Here is a 21,975-nt window from a genome sequence, read left to right on the forward strand (position 1 = left end):
CGCAACCGGCGACCGGATCCGGTCGATACCTGCGCGGCTGCCGCTCCCCAGTGGCAGTACCCCGCGCTCCTTGTATCCGTTGGATCAGTACTGCTCCCGCCCGACGCCCCCCTCGCGCTGCAACGATTGACGGCGCGCCGTGCCGAACGGGCCGCCATTGTGCAGGCCGATTACGACAAGTCCATTGATCAGGATCAACGCGGCGTAAAAGTGTGAACTCCTTAACAATTTTTCTGGACTTTGGTCGGTGGGCGGGCGTCCGCGCGTTGTTGTGAGAACGCTTCCACAACAGGCGTTGCGCAGAGTCAGGAAGGTTTCATCCAACGGCGCAGCCCCTCGTGGGTGGCCGCGCAAAGCAGTTCATGGGTGGGGCCGGGTAGATGGGCTGCGCAGGGGGCGCTGCAAGTACGTCCATGTAAGCTCGGTCGCCGCTTGCTCGTGTGCGCTGTCCTGCGCACACGGCAAGACCCGGGTTGGGCGTCCTGCCCAACCCGCCCGAGGCATGCCTCGGGCCCATGCGGCTCACGCCCCTGCGCAGCCCATCTACCCGGCCACGGACAGGCTCCCGTGCGCGTCCACCCACGGAAAAGAAGAGAAGATCAAAAGCAAAAGCAGCCTGGCAGGCCGCTATTTGTAGAGCCGAGCCCATGCTCGGCTTCGCGGACCCGGCGGAAAGGAGCCGAGCGTGGGCTCGGCTCTACACGAGCAAGCGCAGCGCTGCGATCGGCTGTTGATTTTCTCTTTCTTCTCCGTGGGTGGCAGACCGCCAAAATCTGTCTGAGGCCGGTCGGGTTGGGTACGCGGGGGTGTCAGCCGCATGGATGCGGCTGCCAAGCCTCCAGGGACGGATTCACGGCGTCCCCCGCGTACCCAACCCGACCGGCCCACCCGCGGCTTCTGCTTTCCGAGACCCCCCAGACACCACCCACGAGGGGCTGCGCCGTTGGCTGGAAACCCTATCCCCCGTGCACGGGCCGGTGCCCGCGCACCGCCATCACCAGCCCGATACCCGCCAGCAGCGACACCGCCGAGGTACCGCCATAACTGATCAACGGCATCGGAATGCCCACCACCGGCAGCAGGCCGGAGATCATCCCGCCGTTCACCAGTACGTACACGAAGAACGCCAAGCCCAGGCTGCCGGCCAGCAACCGTGCGTGCGTGTCGCGGGCGTGCACCGCGATCCACAGGCAGCGGCCGACCACGAACAGGTACAGCGCGAACACGGTGGCCACGCCGATCCAGCCGAACTCTTCGGCCAGCACCGAGAACGCAAAGTCCGTGGTGTACTCGGGCAGGAAATCCAGCGTGGCCTGCGTGCCCTGCCCCCAGCCGCGGCCGTCCCAACCACCGGAGCCGATCGCGATGCGCGACTGCAGGATGTTCCAACCGGTGCCGAGCGGATCCGCCGCAGGGTCGAGGAAGGTCAGTACGCGATCCTTCTGGTACTGCCGCAACAGGCCGAACCAGGCCAGCGGCGCAGCCACCGCCAGACCCGTCGCACCGGTCGCCACCCAGCCCCAGTGCAACCCGGCCAACAGCAGTGCGAACACGCCGCTGGCGGTGACCAGCGTGGCGGTACCGAGGTTGGGCTGCATCAGGATCAACACGGCGGGTACGCCGATCAACACTGCGGCCGTCAGCACCGTGCGTGGCGAGGGCGGCAACGGCTGCCGGTGCAGGTACCAGGCCATCATCAGCGGCAGGCTGAGCTTGAGCAGCTCGGACGGCTGCAGGTAGAACACGCCGAGATTGAGCCAGCGTTGCCCGTACTTGCCGGTACCGATCACATACACCGCCATCAGCGGCAGCATCGACAGCGCGTAGATCGCAGGGGTCCACGCGCGCAGTCGCAGCAGCGAAACGCGCGACAGCAGCCACATCGCGGCCAGGCCACCGGCAAAACGCGCCGCCTGCCCGGCCACCGGGCCGGACACGCTTTGCAGCACCGCCAGGCCAGCCGCCATCAGGATCAACAGCGCGACGAGCAACGGCAGATCAATCGTGCGCACTGCCTCACGGCAGCCGCCAAGCAGTCGTTTCCATTCCACGCGGGCACGGTAGCAATGCGTGCTTGCGTGAAGCTGTCATGGCCGATCCGTGCTTATGTAGCGCCGAGTCATTCGCGGCTCGGGACCCGTGCGCATTGCACGGAGGGCAGCCGAGCATGGCTCGGCTCTACAAAGAGCAGGAGCAGGAAGCGCGGCGGCTAGCCGTAGCCGCCGTGCACCGGGTTGTGGCTGCGCACCGCCATCACCAGTCCGAAGCCGGCCAGCAGCGATACGGCCGAAGTGCCGCCGTAGCTGATCAGCGGCATCGGCACGCCCACCACCGGCAACAAGCCGGAAATCATCCCGCCGTTCACCAGTACGTAGACGAAGAACGCCAGGCCGGTGGCACCGGCCAGCAGGCGCGAATACGAATCGCGCGACTGGCTGGCGATCCACAGGCAACGCCCGATCACCACCAGGTACAGGGTCAGCACCAGGGCCACACCCATCCAGCCAAATTCCTCGCTCAGCACCGAGAACGCGAAGTCAGTGGTCTGCTCGGGAATGAAGTTCAGGTGCGACTGCGAGCCTTCGCCCCAGCCTTTGCCATCGAAGCCGCCGGAGCCAATCGCGATCTTCGACTGGATGATGTTCCAGCCGGCCCCCAGTGCATCCATCTCCGGGTCCAGGAACATCATGATGCGGTCCTTCTGGTATGGCCGCAGCAGCCAGAACCAGGCCACCGGCGCAACCGCGGCCACGCCGCCCACGCCCAGGCCGACCCACCACCACGGCAGGCCCGCGAGCAGCAGCACGAACACGCCGCTGGCGGCGATCAGCACGCCGGTACCGAAGTCCGGCTGCAGCATCACCAGGCCGGTCGGCACCCCGATGATGATCAAGGCCACCAGCACGGTGTTGAAGCGCGGCGGCAGCGGCATCTTGTGCAGGTACCAGGCCACCATCATCGGCAGGCTGACCTTCAGCAGCTCGGCCGGCTGCAGGTAGAAGAACTTCAGGTCCAGCCACTGCCGGCCGTACTTGCCGGTGCCGAGCACGAATACCGCCAGCAGCGGAATCATCGAGATCGCATAGATCATCGGCGTGGCCGAGCGGATGCGCAGGATCGGCACCCGCGAGATACCCCACAGCGCGGCCATGCCCACCGCGAAACGCGCGCCCTGGGCCATCACCAGGCCGTCGCCACCGGCACTCTTCAACGTGGCCAGGCCAATCACCATCAGCGCGCCCAGGGCCAGGCACAGCACCCAGTCCAGCGTGCTGAAGAAGCGGCGCAGCATGTCGCCGGCCCAGCGCAGGAACACTTTCATCGTGCGGGCTCCGCAACTGTCGCGCGTGGCGTGGCTGGCAGTGCAGCCGCGGCCGGCGTACCGGGCTGCGGCGCAGGGGCCGGTTCGGGCGTGGGTGCCCCCACCTGCACCGGGTGTTCGCCCAGCTGCGCGGCCGCCAGATCACCGGCCTTGCGTGCGCCGGCGTCTTCGTTGTCGAACGCGGTGGCGCCGATGGCGGTGGTGCCACGCTCGCTGTCCAGCGGCTGCATGCCTTCGGGCATCTTGCCCAGCAGGTAGGCGTCGAACACCTTGCGTGCGATAGGCGCAGCGGCCGAACCGCCGTAACCGCCACCTTCCACTGCCACCGCGATCGCGATCACCGGGTTTTCGACCGGCGCGAAGCCGACGAACAGCGCGCGGTGGCGCAGGTGCATCGGCAGGCTCTTCGGGTTCACGGCAGCGGTGCCCTTGCGGCTGATGACCTGCGCGGTACCAGTCTTGCCAGCCATCACGTACGGCGCACCGACCGCCACGCGCCAGCCGCTGCCGCCGGGCCGCATGGTCGCCATCATGCCCTCGCGCACCGCCTGCACGTTGTTGGGGTTGGGGCTGACCGGCTTGCTCGCGCCGGGCGGCGTCGCCGTCCAGTCGCTGTCGAAACCGTCGCGTTGCTGGATCACCAGGTGCGGGGTGCGCAGCTGGCCGTCGGCCAGGCCGCTGACCCCGCGCGCCAGCTGCAGCGGGGTGACCTTCCAGTCGCCCTGGCCGATGCTGATGTTGACCGTATCACCGGGGTACCAGGCTTCCTTGCGGCTCTTCCGCTTGTAGGCCGGCGACGGCAGGATGCCACCGATCTCGCCGGTGAGGTCGATGCCGGTCGGCTGGCCGAAGCCGTAGTACTCCATGTAATGGTCGAAGCGCTCGATGCCCAGGTCCAGCGCCAGCTTGTAGTAGTAGGTGTTGACCGACTCGGCGATGGACTTGCGCAGGTCGGTCCAGCCGTGGCCGCCACGATGCGCATCACCCCAGCCACGGCTGGTGCCGGGCAGGTAGAACATGCCGGTGGACAGCACCTTGTCTTCCGGGCGGCGCACGCCCGAGTCCAGGCCGGCCAGGCCGATCAGCGGCTTCAGCGTGGAACCGGGGGCAACGCCACCGAGCACCAGGCGGTTGAACTGCGGCCGCGACGGGTTCTCGTTCAGCGCCTTGAAGTCGGCATGGGAAATGCCGTTGACGAACAGGTTGGGGTCGTAGGACGGCAGGCTGACCATCGCCAGCACCTCGCCGGTACGCGGGTCCATCGCCACCGCCGAGCCTTCCTGGTCACCGAACGCGGCCACCATGGCGCGCTGCAGGTCGGCGTCGATCGACAGCCGAAGGTCGGCGCCGGACTGCGCGGCCACCCGGCCGATGGTGCGGATCGCACGGCCCTGCACGTTGGTCTCGACCTGCTCGTAGCCGACCTTGCCGCGCAGCTGCTGCTCGTAATAGCGCTCCAGGCCGGACTTGCCGATGTGGGTCAGCGCGGCATTGCCCTCGCCGAGGATCTCCAGATCCTTGTCGTCGACACGGCCGACGTAGCCGATGATGTGCGCGAACAGGTCGCCGTACGGGTAGCGCCGGGTCAGGTAAGGCTCCAGCTCGACGCCGGGGAAGCGCCAGCGGTCGACGGCGAAGCGCGCCATCTCCTCGTCGCTCATGCGCAGCTTCAGCGTGACCGGCAGGAACTTGCGGCGCGCCTTGCGCGACTTGTTGAACGCTTCCAGCTCTTCCGGGCTGATGTTGATGATCTTCGCCAACCCTTGCAGGGTGGCGTCCATGTCCTTGACCTTGTCCGGGGTCACGTCCAGGCGGAACGCTGGCACGTTCTCGGCCAGCAGGCGACCGTTGCGGTCGTAGATCATGCCGCGCCCGGGCACTACCGGCCGCGGCTTGATGCGGTTGGCCTCAGAGCGCGTGGCGTAGACGTCGTGGTCCAGCACCTGCAGCTTGAAGTACCAGCCCCCCAGGCCCAGCAGGCACACCAGCACGCCCAGGAAACCCAGCGCCGCACGGCGGCGGAACTGTTCGGCTTCGGCGTGCGGATTCTTGACCTGGCGGCGCGGGATCATGGCTCAGCGCCCGCGCTTGCCGAAGCGCACCGCGTCCAGCAGCACGAACACCAGCGGCCACAGGCCCATGCCCAGCAGCGGGGCCCACCAGTACGACCACGGCAGGGTCGGCTCGCCCACCAGGATGTGGACCAGCGCGCTGACGATGCGATCGTTGAACAGCAGGCCACCGATGGCCAGCATCTGCTGCGACATCGGGAAGAAGCGGATGCGGGCGCGGAAACGCTGCAGGATGAAGGCCAGCATCACCAGCCGCAGTGCCTGTTCACCGAGCACGCCGCCGTACAGCAGGTCGGCCACCACGCCGCTGGCGAAGGCGATGCCCAGGCCGACGCGCTCGGGCGTCTCGATCACCCAGTACGCCAGCACCAGCGCCAGCCAGTACGGGCGCAGCGGCTGCAGCAGCGCCGGCAGCGGCAGCAGGCCCAGCAGCAGGGCCACCACCACGCTGGCCGGCAGCACCCACGGGTTGTCGCGCAGGCGGCTCATCGCTGGGTCTCCGGCGTGGTCGGTTGCCGGCCAGCGGCCGGCACTACCGTGGATCCGGCTGGGGCAGAGCCCCCCTCTTGTTGAGGGGGGCGCGCCGAAGGCGCGGGGGTAAGGGAGGATGCGGGGGCAACCGTCCTCGTCTGCGACGAGGGCTGTTGCTGGCCAGCGGCCGGCACTACCGGAGCGCTGGCCGGAGCCGGCGTCGTCGGAGCCGGCGCGGTGACGCCGGTAGCCGGGCCACCCGGGGCAGTCTCTTCCAGCTGCAGGCGCAACTCCGGCGGAATGCGGATCGCTGCACCCGGGCGCAGCAGCAGCACATCGCGGCCGCGGTCGAGCTGGGCGGCAGGCTTCAGTTCACCGACCAGAAAGGCATGGGTGTCATCCGGGCGCAGGCCGGTGATGGTGCCGACCGGGAAGCCGGCCGGGAAGCGGCCACCGAGGCCGGAGGTGACAATCTCATCACCCACTTCCACGCCGGCGCTGAGCGGGATGTCGCGCAGCTCCAGCGTGTCGCCGCGCCCGTAGACGATCAGGCGTACGCCGTTGCGGGCCACGGTGACCGGCACCGCGTGGTCGGGGTCGGTGAGCAGCAGCACGGTGGAGGTACCGCCGGTGACGCTGATCACCTGCCCCATCAAGCCGCCCGCGTCGATCACCGCCTGGCCGACATGCACGCCTTCCCGGCTGCCGGCGTCGAGCACCAGGCGCTGCTTCACCGGATCCAGGTCGATATCCAGGATCGGCGCCAGCTGCACGTCCAGGCCACTGCGCTCGGCCACGTTCAGCAGTTCGCGCAGCTGGGCGTTGTCCAGCGCAGCGGTCTGCAGACGGGTCAGGCGCGCGTTGGCCAGCAGCAGCTGGTTGCGCAGCTCACGGTTCTCGGTGACCAGCTGGGTATGGCTGGCCGCGGAATCCTTGACCTGGTTGCCGAGCTTGCCGGGCAGGCCGGCCAGCGCCCACACAGGCTGCACCAGGCTGTTGGCCTGCTCGCGCAGGCGCGCCAGCCAGCCGGCCTGGTCGTCAAGGACGATCAGGGTGATGGCCAATGCGAGGTAGGCCAGCAACCGCAGGGGGCTGGCGGCATCACCGGATCGGGAGGCAACGGGAGGACCGGCGTAGGGCGGCACGGCAACGATTCAACTGGCAGAAGGCGGAAGGGAAACACGCGGACGCCCCGCCGGTGCCGGCCCGCCATCGCGGCGGGCCGCACCCCGGAAGGGCGCGGCGGGCAGGAACGGCCGGGACGGCTTATTCCGGCGCAAAGAACTCGTTGCCGTGCATGTCCACCAGCTCCAGCGCACGACCACCACCGCGGGCCACGCAGGTCAGCGGATCGTCGGCCACCTGCACGTGCAGGCCGGTTTCCTCGGAGATCAGGCGGTCCAGGTCGCGCAGCAGGGCGCCGCCACCGGTCAGCACGATGCCGCGCTCGGCAACGTCGGCACACAGTTCCGGCGGGGTCTGCTCCAGCGCCAGCTTGACCGCGCTGACGATGCCCGACAGCGGTTCGTGCAGGGCTTCGAGCACCTCGTTGGAGCTGATCTTGATCATCTTCGGCACGCCCTCGGCGAGGTTGCGGCCGGAGATCTCCAGCTCCTGCACCTCGGCCTGCGGGTAGGCACAGCCCAGCTCGACCTTGATGCGCTCGGCGGTGGCTTCACCGATCAGCATGCCGTGGTTGCGGCGCACGTAGTTGGTGATGGATTCGTCGAAGCGGTCGCCGCCGATGCGGACCGAGGCCGAATAGACGATGCCGTTGAGCGAGATCACCGCCACTTCGGTGGTGCCGCCACCGATGTCGATGACCATCGAGCCACGGGCTTCGGTGACCGGCATGCCGGCGCCGATCGCGGCAGCCATCGGCTCTTCGATCAGGTACACGTCACGGGCACCGGCTTCCTCGGCCGATTCCTTGATCGCGCGGCGCTCGACCTGGGTCGAACCGGCCGGCACGCACACCAGCACGCGCGGGCTCGGGCGCAGCACGCGCGACTTGTGCACCTTCTTGATGAAGTGCTTGAGCATCGCCTCTGTGTAGGTGAAGTCGGCGATGACGCCGTCCTTCATCGGGCGGATGGTGGTGATGTGGCCCGGGGTACGGCCGAGCATCTGCTTGGCCTCGGCGCCAACGGCTGCCACCGAGCGGGTGCCACCGATGGCACGGTCCTGGCGCACGGCCACGACCGACGGCTCGTTCAGCACGATCCCCTGCCCGCGCACGTAGATGAGGGTGTTGGCCGTGCCCAGGTCGATGGACAGGTCGTTGGAGAACATGCCACGGAGTTTCTTGAACATCTGAGGAAGGAGTCCTGAGGGGTGTCGTGCCCGCCGCGGGATGGCGAAAAAATGGGCAGAAATCGAGGCCGACAAGCCTAGCAACCCGCCTGCCGCCGAGCAAGGAAAAAACTAGCTGAACCCGCGTCTTCACAGGCTTTCGGCCTGATCGGGCATCACCCGGTTCTGGCCCTGAGCGGCACCAGCGGGTAACCTTTGCGCCGTCGGGCGCCCAAGGGCGCCGTTTGCTTGCCCGCCGAACCGGGCCGGCCCATCCCAAAATTCACCGCATAGGCTTACATCGATGTCCGCTCTGATCTGTGGTTCTCTTGCCTTCGACACCATCATGGTGTTCCCGGACCAGTTCAAGAATCACATCCTGCCGGACAAGGTGCACATCCTGAACGTGTCGTTCCTGGTCCCGCGCATGCGCCGCGAGTTCGGCGGCTGCGCCGGCAACATCGCCTACAACCTGCACCTGCTGGGCGGCCAGCCGATCCCGATGGGCACCGTGGGTTCGGACTTCGGCCCGTACCGCGAATACTTCGAAGGCCTGGGCATCGACCTGTCGCGCGTGCGCGTGATCGACGAGCTGTTCACCCCGCAGGCGTTCATCACCACCGACCACGACAACAACCAGATCACCGCCTTCCACCCGGGCGCGATGATGCGTTCCTACGAGAACCACGTGCGTGGCGTGCCGGGCGTGACCCTGGGCCTGGTCGGCCCTGACGGCCGCGAGGGCATGATCCAGAACGCGCAGGAATTCCACGAAGACGGCATTCCGTTCATCTTCGATCCGGGCCAGGCCATGCCGCTGTTCAACGGCCCGGAACTTCGCGCCTTCATCGAGCAGGCCGACTATGTGGTGGTCAACGACTACGAGTCGAACCTGCTGCAGGAGCGCACCGGTTGGGACGAACAGGAAATCGTCAGCCGGGTGAAGGCCTACATCACCACCCGTGGCCCGAAGGGCGCGGTCATCCACACCCCGGAAAAGAGCTACGACATCCCGCCGGCACACGAGCGCCGCGTGGTCGACCCGACCGGCTGTGGCGACGCCTTCCGCGCCGGCCTGATCTACGGCATCCAGAAGGGCTACGACTGGCTGACCATCGGCCGCATGGGCAACCTGATGGGCGCACTGAAGGTCGAGCACCCGGGCACCCAGAACCAGCGCTTTACCTTTGATGAGTTCAACGAGCAGTTCAAGCAGCAGTTCGGTTACGCGCTGAGCGCGTAACCGAACTGCCCGCGCATTCCACCTTATCCCCGCGCCTTCGGCGCGCCCCCTTGAACAACAAGGGGGCTTTCCACCCGACGCGCTGCTGGGAATGCTGTTGGCAGGTGTCGACCTTGGTCGACACGCTGTTTGATTCCTGTAGAGCCGAGCCATGCTCGGCTTGCGCGCGCCAGCGCGATCTGACCGGACAGCAGCCGAGCGTGGGCTCGGCTCTACATCATCAGGCGCCCTGCCAGGCAGCCAGCAAGGCGCGGCAATCGGCGAAATGCCAATCGGCGCGGCCCGGCCACGGGTTCTCCGGCAGGTTGACCAGCACGGTATGCGTGCCGGCTGCGCGGCCACACTCCAGGTCGTAGGCGTGGTCACCGACCATCACCGCCTCGGCGGGCCCGATGCCCCAACGCTGCAAGTGCTGCTGCAGGCCCTCCGGTGAGGGCTTGGGCACCGCTTCATCGCGGCCGATGATGTCGGCATCGTCGAACAGCTCACCGACCCCGATCGCCTCCAGCGTCAGCTTCGCCAGCGCGTGGTCGTTGCGGGTCAGGATGCCCAGCCGGCAGCCCGCAGCCGCCAGCGTACGCAGCAGCTTCACCGCACCCGGCGCCGGCAGCGCGTCCTCGGCCAGCGCGCGCTCGTGATCCAGCAACCACTCACGCTTGGCCTGCGCCGATGCATCCGGCAACGCCGCGATATGGTCGAGGATGTCTTCCTCCGCGGCGATCTGCAGCGTACGGCGGATCGCCGCGAAGTCATGCACAGCCACGGTCAGCGTGCCATCCATGTCAAACACCCAGTGCCGGATCGCGGACAACGCCTGCACGGCACTGCCCGCCACCGCCATCACTGCCACCACTGCGGCATGCGGCTGGCGTCGACGCCCCCGGTCTCGAACACGGCCGTACGCGTGCCGCCAGCCTTGACCGGGAACTCGATGCTGATCGACTTGCCCTTGCGCGCCAGCTTCCAGAGCGCCTTCTGGTCGGTGATGAACATCGCGATGGCTTCATCGGTCTTCGGGCGCCATGCCGCCATCGACACCGGCTTGCCGTCGTCCACGGTCACTTTCACCGTGCATTGCGGGCAGCGGAAGTCACCGGCCTGCAGCACCAGGTAAGCATGCCGCTTCCACTCCGGGTGATCGCGGAACACCAGCTGCACCGGCTTGGCACCACTGCCGTCCACATCCACCCGTTCCTTGCTGTAGATCGACGCCGAGACCTGGTTGCCCTTGCTGGCGACCGGAATCTGGTTGTACTGCCACAGCCCCTGCATGCGGCGCAGGTCGCGCGCAGCGTCACCCTTGGCCTTTACGTCATCGAAACCGGCGGCGATGCGCTCGGCGGCGGCGGTGTCCTTGTACTGGTCCAGCAGCGAGGCGCCATGCAGGCGCGCGCGCTCCCAGTCCTGCGCGGCCACGGCCATGTCGTACTGCTTGGCCACGTCCTCGGCCTTGGCCTCCTTCTGCGCCTGCACGGCCGCCGCGGCGGCTTCCTGCGCCTTGCGCTCTTCCTCGGGATTGCTGCAGGCGGCCAGGGCCAGGATGCAGGCGGTGAGCAGGATCAGTCGTTTCATGGCGGAGGTCCTTCGTGTTTTCGCGATTCTGTAGAGTCGAGCCATGCTCGACTGGCCGTCCAACAGCAGTCGAGCATGGCTCGACTCTACAAAAAAAAGCGCCGGGGGATGCCCGGCGCTTTTTCTTACTTGGCTTCAGCCTTGGCCAGCATGTCCTGCACCGAGGCCGTGGTGATCGGGTGGTAGCCCGGCTTGGCCTTTTCGAAGGCCTGCTTGGCCAGCTCCAGACCCTTCGGGGTCTTCACCAGTTCGGCGTAGATCGGCATGATCAGCTTGCGACGGCCGACGCGCTCGATGAATGCAGCCGCGCCTTCATTGGCCTGCTCGTAGCCGCTGCGGATCGCCAGCGGGTACCAGCGCATGGCGATCTCGCCATTCGGGGTGCCGGTGAAGTGGAAGGCCTTGTCCAGCGTGGCCAGCTTGTCCAGCGGCTGGGTGGCGCCCAGGCCGTCGATGAAACGCACCCATTCCTGCGTGCTCCAGTCGGCGATGACCTGGCTGCTCGGCACGGTGCCGGCGCTGGCAAACGCGATGCGCGCGGTGTCGACGCTGCTGAAGTTGCGCGACTGCGCCTTGGTGGCGAAGGCCGGAATGCCCGGCTCGTCCAGCCACGCCTTCAGCTCGGCCTCGGTCACTGCCGACGGATTCTTCGGCAGCAGGTTCTTCTTCATGTAGTCGACGAACTGGTCGGTGTTCGCGCTCTGGAAGGCATGGTCATCGAACCAGCCGCGCAGGAACGGGTCGAAGGTCTCCCGGCCGAAGCGCTGTTCCAGGAACTCCAGGAACCACGAACCCTTGACGTAGGCGACCTGGCTGAGGGCTTCGTCGGGGTCACGCTCGTTCAGCGGCGGCAGCGCCAGCGCCTGGTCGGCCGGGCTCATGTCCTTCACTTCGGCCAGCAGGTCGGTCTGGTCGATCTGCTTTTCCATCTCGGCCATCTCCTTGCCGTACAGGGCTTCGGTGATGCGGCCCTGGACGTAGGTGGTGAAGCCTTCATTGAGCCAGATATCCTTCCAGCTGGCGTTGGTCACCAGGTTGCCCGACCAGCTGTGCGCCAGTTCGTGGGCGACCAGCGAGACCAGCGACTTGTCGCCGACGATCACGGTCGGGGTGGCGAAGGTCAGGCGCGGGTTTTCCATGCCGCCGAACGGGAACGACGGCGGCAGCACCAGCATGTCGTAGCGGCCCCAGCGGTACTCGCCGTACAGCTTCTCGGCGGCGCCGATCATCTTTTCGGTGTCTTCGAATTCCTTGGCGGCCTTGTTGACCATGGTCGGCTCGGCCCAGACGCCGGAGCGGCCGGAGATCGGCTCGAACACCAGGTCACCGGCGGCGATGGCCAGCAGGTAAGACGGGATCGGCTGCGGCATCTTGAAGGTGTAATCACCGTCACGCGCGGCCTTCGGATCGTTGTCGGCGCTCATCAGCACCATCACGTCCGGGCGCGAGACCACGTGCGCACTGTAGGTGAAACGCACGCTCGGGGTGTCCTGCAGCGGCACCCACGAACGGGCGTGGATGGCCTGCGACTGGCTGAACATGAAGGGCAGCTTCTTGCCCTCGGTCATCGACGGTGCCAGCCACTGCAGGCCTGAGGCGGTCGGGGCGGTGTGGTAGGTCACTTCGATCTTGGCCGGCTGTTCCGGCGCTTCGATGGTCAGCTTGCTGCCGAACACCTTGTCAGCGGCGGCCAGCTCGAACTTCAGCGGGCTGCGCGCGCCATCGGCGGCAACGGCCTCGACCTTGGACACGGTCAGCTCGCGGGTGTCGAGCACCAGCTGCTTGGCGTCCTTCTGCTTCCATTCCAGGGTGTAGGTGGCGGTGCCGCCGATCTGCTTCTGGTCGAAGTCCAGCTTCAGATCCAGCGCGATGTCCTTGATGGCGACCTTGTCCGGCTCGGCGTACGAGCTTTCGTCGTGGCTGCGGTTCTCGGCGTTCACGGGGGCGGCGGGGGCCTTTTCGGCAGTCGGTGCGGCGGCGGGCGCGGCCGCCTCCTGGGAGCAGCCGGCGGCCAGGGCCACGGCCAGCGGAAGGAGCATCAGCGGATTACGCATGAATCGGGACCGTTACGGGGATCAAACCCCAATGGTACCTCCCTCCGGCCCCGCAGGCGTTGCGCGGTGCGGGGTAATGGCGGCGGGAGCGCAGGCGCCGCGCCTTGATGGGTGCCAACCTTGGTTGGCACGGATCCATCAACGCTCGCGGCAGCTTCTGTGCCGACCAAGGTCGGCACCCACCAGAGCAGATGCCGGCAGCAGCTGTGCCAACCAAGGTTGGCACCTACCAGAGCAGATACCGGGGTTTCCCCCGTCCAGGGCTTACAGCTTGTAGCCGGAGTGGATCGAGACGATGCCGCCGGTCAGGTTCTTGTAGTGGCAGCGCTCGAAACCGGCCTGCCCCATCATCGCCTTCAGCTCTTCCTGCGGCGGGTGCTTGCGGATGCTCTCGGCCAGGTACTGGTAGCTGTCCGAATCGTTGGCGAACAGCTTGCCCAGCTTCGGCAGGATCCTGAACGAGTGGAAGTCGTAGATCGGCTTGAACCAGTCCGCGGTGACTTCGGAGAACTCCAGCACGCGGGCCTGGCCGCCCACCTTCAGCACGCGGTACATCTCGCGCAGGCCGGCGTCCTTGTCGGTCACGTTGCGCAGGCCGAAGGCGATCGTCACCAGGTCGAAGCTGTTATCCGGGAACGGCAGGGCTTCAGCGTTGCACTGCACGTAGTCCAGGCCGAGCACCAGGCCACGGTTGGTCAGGCGGTCACGGCCGACCGACAGCATGCCGGCGTTGATGTCGCCCAGCACCACCGAGCCCTCGGCGCCAACGCGCTCCTTCAGCAGGGCGGCGATGTCGCCGGTGCCGCCGGCCAGGTCGAGCACGCGGTCACCCGGCTTCACCTGCGCGGTGGCCACGTAGTAACGCTTCCACGCCCGGTGCACGCCCAGGCTCATCAGGTCGTTCATCAGGTCGTAGTTGCGCGCGACCGAGGTGAACACCTGGCCGACCAGCTTCTGCTTGTCCTTGGCGGCGACGTCGCGGAACCCGAAATGGGTGGTACCGGCTTTGTAGGGGGATTCGCTCATGGCCCCGATTATCGCACCGCCGGGGGCCAGCGGCACCCCCTGCCCGTATCATGGCGTGCCACGACTTACCGGAGCCCCGCATGATCACCACGCCCGACTACCAGGCCCTGCTGAAGACCGCCATTGCCGAAGCCCGCCAGGGCCTGGCCGAGGGCGGCGTGCCGATCGGCGCGGCGCTGTACCACAACGACGGCCGCCTGCTCGGCTGCGGCCACAACCGCCGCGTGCAGGAAGGCGACCCGTCCGTGCACGGCGAGACCGACGCGTTTCGCAAGGCCGGCCGCCAGCGCCGTTACCAGGACACCATCATGGTCACCACCCTGGCACCGTGCTGGTACTGCTCGGGCCTGGTGCGCCAGTTCAACATCGGCACCGTGGTGGTGGGCGAATCGCGCACCTTCCAGGGCGGCATCGACTGGTTGCGGGAAAACGGCGTCAACGTGATCGACCTGGACAGCCAGGAATGCGTGGACCTGCTGGGCGGCTTCATTGCGCAGCACCCGGAGATCTGGAATGAAGACATCGGTGAATGATCACCACGCAGTGGCCTGTTGAATCCGTTTAATGAACGCTTCAGTGCCGGCACGCCCTAGTGCCGGCAGCGTTTGCGGCCATTGCCGTGAACCCGTGCACAGTCAGCTGCGCAACGCGCACACGCTGCGATAACACCCTGCCCGGCTGCCGCGCCTAGGGTGGGGGTTACCGGGACTTTCTTTCCCCGGCGGAGCCAGCCATGTGCGCGCACGCCGTACGACCTGCACCAGACTCGATCCTCGACCCGATCCGCGAACGCCTGCAGCGGCAATATGCACTGCACCGGCGCGGCGCCCTGTTCTGGACCGCTTACCAGCGCATGCAACTGGAGCTGGTCCGTCGCCATCCGCACGACCACCAGCGCCTGTGCAACGCGATGGCCACCCTGGCCGAAGATCTCGGTGCCGTCGAGCATGCGCAGTTGATCGGACATGCCAACGCCAGCTCCACATCGCGCTGACGCGGCATGCACCGCCATATACGCCACACTCCGATGAACCCCCACTCCCTTTCCACTCAACCGAACTGGATTGTCATGCACGCTGAAGTCCCCACCATTCCTCCGGTCATCAACGTAGACGCCGAGCTTGACCACTGGCGCCGCCAACATGCCGAAGGCGCACTGCCGCACAACTCGTTCGGCTCGTACGTGCCGTGGATCAAGTTTGCCTGCGATTCGCTGATCACCCAGCCGCGCGCCAGCGAGGCCGAACGTGACGAGATGTTCCAGACCCAGTACGCCCTGCAGATCATGCCGCGACTGAGTGAAGCCCAGGCCCGCGAGTTCGTCGACCGTTGCTGGCAGCACGTCTACCAGAGCAGTCCCGTGCGCAGCCTGCAGGCACCGCGGCTGCAGCGCATGCGCGCCTGACCGCCGCTGCACGGCGCCTGCACGGGCCACTGCCGATCATCCTCGTCACCTGAGTGGGACGACGACGATGAAAGTACGAAATCTGTTCAATACGATCGCCAAGAAGGCCGCGGCCGCCACCGGCTCGCCGTGGACCTTCCTGGCTGCAGTAGCGATCGTGGTGATCTGGGGCATCAGTGGCCCGGTGTTCGGTTTCAACGACACCTGGCAGCTGGTGATCAACACCGGCACCACCATCATCACCTTCCTGATGGTGTTCCTGATCCAGCACACGCAGAACGCAGATACGGCCGCGATGCAGATCAAGCTGGACGAGCTGATCCGGGCGACGGCCGAGGCCAACAACGAACTGTTGGATCTGGAAGAACTGGACGAGGAGCGGCTGGAGGAGATCCGCGCCGAATACGAGCGCATGGCCCGCGAGGCCGGTGACGCGCTGCTGCGCGTGCGTGCCTGCCGCGCGGCTCCGCGCGATGATGAAGCGGTGTAGCGCGACGCTGCATGGCATGGTAATTCCCGATCAGGCCATCTATCCACGCTTGAACGCGCGCTGCACTACCACGAAGAAGAGCGGTACGAAGAGCAGGCCCAGGCTGGTGCCCGCGACCATTCCGCCGAGCACCCCGATACCAATGGCCTGCTTGGCGCCTGAACCCGCCCCCGAGGACACGGCCAGCGGAATCACTCCCATGCCAAAAGCCAGCGAGGTCATGACGATCGGGCGCAAGCGGTCGCGCACGGCGTGCATGATCGCGTTGATCAGGCCTGCCCCGTGCTCCATGTGCTCCTTGGCAAACTCGATGATCAGGATCGCGTTCTTGCTGGTCAGGCCCACCGTGGTCAGCATCGCCACCTGGAAGTAGATGTCGCGTTCCAGACCATTGACGGTATTGGCCAGCACCGCACCAAGGATGCCCAACGGAGCCGCCAGCAGCACTGCAACCGGTACGATCCAGCTCTCATACATGGCCGCCAGGCAGAGAAACACCATCAACAATGAAAGAACGTAGAGCAGCGGCAACTGGGAGCGGGAATCCCGCTCTTGGCTGGCCGCACCCGTCCATTCAATGCTGAAGCCCGGGGGAAGCAGTGCGACGAGACGCTCGATCTCCCTCATCGCTTCGCCTGACGACGTACCGGGCGCAGGCTGGCCATGGATTTCCATGGCCGCCGTGCCGTTGAAGCGCTCCAAGCGCGGTGACGACTGGATCCAGTGGGTACTGCCCAGCGTATCGAAGGGCACCATGCGGGCCTGGTCATTGCGGACCGCCCACTGGCTGAAATCCTGCGGAAGCCCGCGGCTGGACGCATCGGCCTGCATGATGATCCGCTTGACCCGCCCCCTGTCCAGGAAGTCGGCGACATAGCGGCCGCCCCAACCAGCCCCCAGTTCGTTCCCGATCCGCTCGGCGGTGAGGCCATGCGCCCTGGCCTTCGCATCATCGATGCGCACCTGCAGAGCAGCCACATCCTCCATGCCGTTGGCGCGCATCTGCTGAAGCAATGGGCTCTGTGACGCAGCGGCAAGAAGCGTATCGCGCGCCTGGGCCAGGTGCGAATGTCCCTGCCCGGCATCATCCTTGAGGAAGAAGCCGAACCCGGATGCATTGCCCAGCGCGGGAATCGGGGGCGGCGCCAGCACGTGGAAATCGGCCATTCCCTGCGTTGCCAGGGCCCGGGTTGCGCGCAGTGCGATGGCTTCAGCATTGTCGGCTGAGCCGCGTCGCGCCCAGTCCTTCAGCCGGATGAAGGCAAGGCCCGCATTCTGGCCCATCCCCGAGTAGCTGTAGCCGGCGACCGTGAACATCGCCTCGGCCATGGGATCGCTCTCCAGGAAGTAGTGCTCGACCGCCTGCAATGCATGCGTGGTCTGTTGCAGTGTCGATCCCGCCACTCCGTTCACCAGCACTACCAGCGTTCCTTGATCTTCATTGGGCAGGAATGCGCTGGGCAGGCGCACGAACAGCACGCCCATCAGCACGAACAGCGCCGCAACCATGCCCATGAAGCGCCACGGACGGTGGATGATGCCGCGCACGCCACGCTGGTAGCTTTCGCTGGTGCGGTCGAAACCGCGGTTGAAGCCGTTGAAGAAGCGACCGGCCAGGCCGCGATGGGCAACATGGTGCTCGCCCTTCTTCAGCGGCTTGAGCATGGTCGCGCACAGCGCCGGGGTCAGCATGATCGCGACCAGCACCGACAATGCCATCGCCGAGACGATCGTGGCCGAGAACTGGCGGTAGATCACGCCGGTGGAACCGCTCATGAAGGCCATCGGCACGAACACCGCCGACAGCACCAGACCGATGCCCACCAGCGCGCCAGTGATCTGGCCCATCGACTTGCGGGTAGCCTCGAGCGGAGACAGCCCTTCCTCGGACATGATGCGTTCGACGTTCTCCACCACCACGATGGCATCGTCCACCAGCAGGCCGATCGCCAGCACCATCGCGAACATGGTCAGCATGTTCACCGAGAAGCCCAGCATGGCCAGCACGCCGAAGGTACCCAGCAGCACCACCGGCACGGCGATGGCCGGGATCAGGGTGGCGCGGAAGTTCTGCAGGAACAGGTACATCACCACGAACACCAGCACGATCGCTTCGATCAGGGTCTGCACCACGCCCTTGATCGACATGCGTACGAACGGTGTGGCGTCATACGGTACTACCACCTCCACGCCTGCAGGCAAGGACGCAGACAGGCCTTCCAGCGCTTGATCCACCGCTGCACGGGTCTGCAGCGCATTGGCGCCCGGCGCGAGCGTGATGCCGACGCCAGCGGCAGGCCGACCATTCAGGCGATTGCTGAACTCATAGCTTTCAGCTCCCAGTTCCACCCGTGCCACATCGCGCAGACGCAGTTCGCTGCCATCGGTGCTCGCACGGATGACAATGCCGCCCACGTCCTCTGCCGTGCGTGCCGAAGGCTCACCTTCGATATAGGCCGAGATCGGTTGTCCATCCACAGCCGGCCCCCCTCCAAGCTCGCCAAACGCAGGCTGGAGGGTCCGGCCACGCACGGCCTGGGCGATATCTTCGGCACTGACGGCATACGCCTGCAGTTTCGCTGGATCCAACCAGATGCGCAGAGCGTACTTGCCGGCGAATTCGCGCACATGTCCCACCCCAGGTACGCGGCTCAGCGTGTCCACCACCGATGATCCGACGAAATCGGCGACATCGGCGGCATCCAGGGCACCATCGGTTGATACGAATGCCACGATCTGCAGGAAGCCACTGCTGGCCTTGGCGGCGCTCACCCCGCGCATGCGGACCTGTTCGGGCAATGCCGGCATGGCCTGCTGTACGCGGTTCTGGACCTGCACCAGGGCCGCATCCAAGTCCGTGCCTGTGTGGAACACGAGAGTGACGTTGGAGTAGCCCGCATAGGAGTAGCTCTGCGAGGTGAAGTACTGCAGGCCATCAATGCCAACCAGCTTCGTCTCGATGATCTGGGTCACCGTTTCCTCGATGGTGCGCGCGGAAGCCCCGGGATGGATGGCGGTCAACGTAATCGTGGGAGGCGCAACGTCGGGGTACATCTCCACCGGCAGCTTGAACAGGGCCAGGCCGCCGGCGAGCATGATGATGATGGCGATGACCCATGCAAAGATGGGTCGATCGATGAAAAAGCGTGCCATGGGGTTCTCCGCTTACTTCGCGCCGCCGGCCGGGGCCGCAGGCTGGGCGGCCGCCGCCGGCTTGGCCGGGGCAGCGCCCTTCTCGGTGGCTTTGACCGGCATGCCGGGGCCGATCTTCTGCAGGCCTTCGACGATGACCTTGTCGCCGGCCTTCAGACCGTCCTCGACCAGCCACTTGTCACCGACCGTGCGGCTGACCTTGACCGGGCGCACCTCAACCTTGTTGTCCTTGCCGACCACCATCGCGGTGGTGTCGCCCTTCGGATCGCGGGCGATGCCCTGCATCGGCACCAGCACTGCATCGCTGCGCACGCCGCCGCCGATCACTGCGCGCACATAGGTGCCCGGCATCAGCAGGCCGTCCGGGTTGTCCACCTTCACGCGCAGGCCGAAGCTGCCGGTAGCCGGATCGACGCTGACTTCGGAGAACTCCAGCGTGCCCTTGTGCTCGAAGGTGCTGCCGTCTTCCATCAGGATGCTGACCGGCAGCGACTGATTGTCCTGCAGGCGGCCGGCGGCCAGTTCGCGGCGCAGCTGCAGCAGCTCGGCCGAGGACTGGGTCAGGTCGACGTAGATCGGGTCCAGCTGCTGCACGGTGGCCAGTGCATTGGCCTGGCCGGCGCTGACCAGCGCACCCTGGGTGACGCTGGACTTGCCGATGCGGCCGCTGATCGGCGCGGTGATGCGGGCATAGCCCAGGGTGACGTTGGCCGCGTCCAGCGAGGCCTTGGCGGCACCGACGTCGGCCTCGGCCTGCTTCTGCGCGGCCACGGCGTTTTCCAGATCCTGCTGGCTGACCGCGTCGACCTTGGCCAGCTCGGTGATGCGCTTGGCGCTGAGGCGGGCAGCGTTGGCGGTGGCTTCGGCACGGGCCAGCTGGGCGCGGGCGCTGTTGGCCTGGGCGCGGTAGCTGGCGTCCTCGATCTGGTACAGCGGCTCGCCGGCCTTGACCATGCCGCCCTCGGTGAACAGGCGCTTGGCGACGATGCCGTTGACCTGCGGGCGCACTTCGGCGACCAGGAAGGCATTGGTACGGCCCGGCAGTTCGCGGGTCAGGCCCACGGTCTCGGGCTTCAGCGTGACCATCTGCACTGCCATCGGTCCGGGATCGTGGCCCATCGCGGAAGGCTGGCAGGCAACCAGCAGGATGCTGCTGACGAAAATCAGCCAGCGGCGGGAACTGCACAACAGGGAGTGGGACAAGCACATCGCTCCACGCGTCAGGTGCGGGGCCCCCGTCGCCTCCCGTGGCGATCGATGCAGCGTTCCGCCACGCGATGAGACGGCGAGACAGCTGCAATAGGTATGAGGAAAGTTGTATCTAGCCCTGAAAGCAAGCCAGGCCTTCAGCCGCAGGAAAGCTTTCCTGCTGGAACGTGATCGACAGGGGATGAGATCCCCTCGAAACGGACAATGCCGGCCAGTGGCCGGCATTGCCGTCGATCACCCAGGTAGAGCCGGCCGTTGGCCGGCTCTACCTCAGCTGCGCTCGTGCCAGCCGCCGCCCAGTACCTTGTACAGGGTGATGCGGTTGGACTGCTGGGCCAGTTCGGCCTGCAGGCGGGTCTGCTGCGCGGTATAGGCGGTGCGCCGTGCATCGAGCAGGGTGACGAAGCTGTCCAGGCCGGCGTCGTAGCGTGCCTGCGACAGGCGATTGGCCTGTTCGGCGGCTTCCACCAGGCGCTGCTGCGCGCTCACCTGCTCATCCAGGCTGACATTCAGCGCGAGTGCGTCCGCGGTTTCGCGGAAACCCACCTGGATCGACTTCTCGTACTGCGCCAGCGCGATATCGCGATCCGCATTGGCGATGGAAAGGTTCGCGCGCAGCTTGCCACCCTGGAAGATCGGCAGGGTGATCTTCGGCAGGAAGCTCCACACGCGGGTGCCGCTGTCGAACAGGTTGGACAGTTCATTCGAGCCACTGCCGATGCTGCCGGTCAGCGAGATGCTCGGGAAGAACGCTGCACGTGCCGCACCGATGTTGGCGTTGGCGGCCAGCAGCTGGTGTTCTGCAGCCATGATGTCCGGGCGCTGCAGCAGCACGTCGCTGGGCAGGTCGGCCGGCGGCGGGGCCAACGCCAGCAGCTGCGGTTCGATGCTGTCCGGCAGCAGCGCCGGATCCAGCTGGCCTCCGGCCAGCAGCGCCAGCGCGTTGCGGTCTTGGGCCAGCTGGCCGCGCAGACGTGCGGCATCCGTGCGCGCGGTTTCCACCAGCGTACGGGTCTGGGTCAGTTCCAGCGCCGAACTACCGCCACGTTCATGGCGGGCTTCGGCCAGGCGCAGCGAATCCTCGTAGGTCTTCAGCGTCGCTTCGGCGATCTTCAGCCGCTGCGCGTCGGCCCCGTAGGTCAGCCACGCGGTGGCGGTCTCGGCCACCAGGCTCAGCTGCGCGTTGCGGCGGTTGGCGGCCACGGCGAAGTACTGTTGCAGTGCCGCTTCGCTGAGGTTGCGCACGCGGCCGAACAGGTCCAGCTCGAACTCGGCCACGCCGACGCCGGCAGTGAACTGCTCGGTGACGCCGGCATCGGTACCGCGACGCTCCATCTGGCCGGTGACGGCCACGCCGGGCACGCGATCGGCGCGCTGCACGCGGTACTGGCCGCGCGCGCGTTCAACATTGAGCACGGCCACGCGCAGGTCGCGGTTGTTCTGCAGCGACTGCTCGATGACCTGCTGCAGGCGTGGATCGGTGAAGAAGTCCCGCCAGCCGACGGCGGCGACATCGGCCACCTGGCCCTGTGCAGCTTCGGCCGGCCACTGCGCTGGGATGGCAGGTGCAACGGCGGTGTTTTTAGGCGCCAGGGTGGAGCAACCGGCCAGCGCAAGCGCGGCGGCCAGGGATACAGCAAGAGAAGAGAATTTCATGGCGACACCT

At 66.7% G+C, this 21,975-nt stretch carries 19 protein-coding genes; 5 read left to right on the top strand and 14 right to left on the bottom strand.

Annotated elements, in window-relative coordinates; translation table 11 throughout:
* Window positions 1–84: 84 nt before the first annotated feature.
* From ACZK0Z_RS19330 to ACZK0Z_RS19360, 7 genes are all read right to left on the bottom strand, one after another.
* Complete coding sequence (locus tag ACZK0Z_RS19330; protein ID WP_152906619.1) at window positions 85–324, bottom strand: hypothetical protein; 240 nt, start codon at window positions 322–324, stop codon at window positions 85–87.
* Window positions 325–956: 632 nt separating this feature from the next.
* A complete protein-coding gene (gene rodA / locus ACZK0Z_RS19335) occupies window positions 957–2,051 on the bottom strand; it encodes a rod shape-determining protein RodA (RefSeq protein ID WP_049431831.1) in 1,095 nt (364 codons plus the stop codon).
* A 158-nt stretch (window positions 2,052–2,209) separates the two neighbouring features.
* On the bottom strand, window positions 2,210–3,322 hold the full coding sequence (gene rodA / locus ACZK0Z_RS19340) for a rod shape-determining protein RodA (protein ID WP_005411073.1): 1,113 nt from the start codon (window positions 3,320–3,322) through the stop codon (window positions 2,210–2,212).
* On the bottom strand, window positions 3,319–5,394 hold the full coding sequence (gene mrdA, locus ACZK0Z_RS19345) for a penicillin-binding protein 2 (RefSeq protein WP_197632634.1): 2,076 nt from the start codon (window positions 5,392–5,394) through the stop codon (window positions 3,319–3,321). The genes rodA (ACZK0Z_RS19340) and mrdA overlap by 4 nt, the downstream gene beginning before the upstream one ends.
* A gap of 3 nt (window positions 5,395–5,397) precedes the next feature.
* Entirely contained in the window at window positions 5,398–5,883 is a 486-nt protein-coding gene (mreD, locus tag ACZK0Z_RS19350; protein WP_049431823.1) for a rod shape-determining protein MreD, read from the bottom strand.
* On the bottom strand, window positions 5,880–7,010 hold the full coding sequence (mreC, locus tag ACZK0Z_RS19355) for a rod shape-determining protein MreC (RefSeq protein ID WP_049431821.1): 1,131 nt from the start codon (window positions 7,008–7,010) through the stop codon (window positions 5,880–5,882). Before mreC ends, mreD begins: the two co-directional genes overlap by 4 nt.
* A gap of 121 nt (window positions 7,011–7,131) precedes the next feature.
* Complete coding sequence (locus tag ACZK0Z_RS19360; RefSeq protein ID WP_005411077.1) at window positions 7,132–8,178, bottom strand: rod shape-determining protein; 1,047 nt, start codon at window positions 8,176–8,178, stop codon at window positions 7,132–7,134.
* A gap of 283 nt (window positions 8,179–8,461) precedes the next feature.
* On the opposite strand from ACZK0Z_RS19360, the gene ACZK0Z_RS19365 reads away from it, so the two are divergent.
* Entirely contained in the window at window positions 8,462–9,400 is a 939-nt protein-coding gene (locus ACZK0Z_RS19365) for a carbohydrate kinase family protein (RefSeq protein WP_049431820.1), read from the top strand.
* 220 nt (window positions 9,401–9,620) lie between these two features.
* On the opposite strand, the gene ACZK0Z_RS19370 is transcribed toward ACZK0Z_RS19365, so the two are convergent.
* From ACZK0Z_RS19370 to ubiE, 4 genes are all read right to left on the bottom strand, one after another.
* Window positions 9,621–10,241, bottom strand: coding sequence for an HAD family hydrolase (locus tag ACZK0Z_RS19370; RefSeq protein ID WP_049431834.1), 621 nt, complete (start codon window positions 10,239–10,241; stop codon window positions 9,621–9,623).
* Window positions 10,241–10,972 carry a hypothetical protein gene (locus tag ACZK0Z_RS19375; RefSeq protein ID WP_197632632.1) on the bottom strand — a complete coding sequence of 244 codons (732 nt, stop codon included), beginning with the start codon at window positions 10,970–10,972 and terminating at the stop codon, window positions 10,241–10,243. Before ACZK0Z_RS19375 ends, ACZK0Z_RS19370 begins: the two co-directional genes overlap by 1 nt.
* Before the next feature lie 125 nt (window positions 10,973–11,097).
* On the bottom strand, window positions 11,098–13,026 hold the full coding sequence (locus ACZK0Z_RS19380; RefSeq protein WP_049431813.1) for a M1 family metallopeptidase: 1,929 nt from the start codon (window positions 13,024–13,026) through the stop codon (window positions 11,098–11,100).
* A gap of 264 nt (window positions 13,027–13,290) precedes the next feature.
* Complete coding sequence (gene ubiE / locus ACZK0Z_RS19385) at window positions 13,291–14,052, bottom strand: bifunctional demethylmenaquinone methyltransferase/2-methoxy-6-polyprenyl-1,4-benzoquinol methylase UbiE (protein WP_008267586.1); 762 nt, start codon at window positions 14,050–14,052, stop codon at window positions 13,291–13,293.
* Window positions 14,053–14,132: 80 nt separating this feature from the next.
* On the opposite strand from ubiE, the gene ACZK0Z_RS19390 reads away from it, so the two are divergent.
* The 4 genes from ACZK0Z_RS19390 (at window position 14,133) to ACZK0Z_RS19405 (ending at window position 15,947) form a co-directional block, all read left to right on the top strand.
* Window positions 14,133–14,585, top strand: a complete 453-nt coding sequence (locus ACZK0Z_RS19390; protein ID WP_049431809.1) for a nucleoside deaminase — start codon at window positions 14,133–14,135, stop codon at window positions 14,583–14,585.
* Window positions 14,586–14,785: 200 nt separating this feature from the next.
* Window positions 14,786–15,046, top strand: coding sequence for a hypothetical protein (locus tag ACZK0Z_RS19395; protein ID WP_049431806.1), 261 nt, complete (start codon window positions 14,786–14,788; stop codon window positions 15,044–15,046).
* Between the two features lie 75 nt (window positions 15,047–15,121).
* Window positions 15,122–15,457 (top strand): hypothetical protein, encoded by a 336-nt coding sequence (locus ACZK0Z_RS19400; RefSeq protein WP_005411085.1) that lies wholly within the window; start codon window positions 15,122–15,124, stop codon window positions 15,455–15,457.
* 67 nt (window positions 15,458–15,524) lie between these two features.
* Window positions 15,525–15,947 carry a low affinity iron permease family protein gene (locus tag ACZK0Z_RS19405; RefSeq protein WP_049431804.1) on the top strand — a complete coding sequence of 141 codons (423 nt, stop codon included), beginning with the start codon at window positions 15,525–15,527 and terminating at the stop codon, window positions 15,945–15,947.
* A 39-nt stretch (window positions 15,948–15,986) separates the two neighbouring features.
* Here the strand turns inward: ACZK0Z_RS19405 and ACZK0Z_RS19410 are convergent, their stop codons facing one another.
* From ACZK0Z_RS19410 to smeF, 3 genes are all read right to left on the bottom strand, one after another.
* The gene (locus tag ACZK0Z_RS19410; protein WP_458998408.1) at window positions 15,987–19,100 is read right to left on the bottom strand and encodes an efflux RND transporter permease subunit; all 3,114 of its coding nucleotides are present in this window, start codon (window positions 19,098–19,100) and stop codon (window positions 15,987–15,989) included.
* Between the two features lie 12 nt (window positions 19,101–19,112).
* Window positions 19,113–20,264: a multidrug efflux RND transporter periplasmic adaptor subunit SmeD gene (gene smeD, locus ACZK0Z_RS19415; RefSeq protein WP_458998561.1), complete on the bottom strand. Its 1,152-nt coding sequence runs from the start codon at window positions 20,262–20,264 to the stop codon at window positions 19,113–19,115.
* Between the two features lie 315 nt (window positions 20,265–20,579).
* Complete coding sequence (gene smeF / locus ACZK0Z_RS19420; RefSeq protein ID WP_049431838.1) at window positions 20,580–21,965, bottom strand: multidrug efflux RND transporter outer membrane subunit SmeF; 1,386 nt, start codon at window positions 21,963–21,965, stop codon at window positions 20,580–20,582.
* Window positions 21,966–21,975: the final 10 nt, after the last annotated feature.

The organism is Stenotrophomonas sp. 116085_Sma (assembly GCF_056479585.1).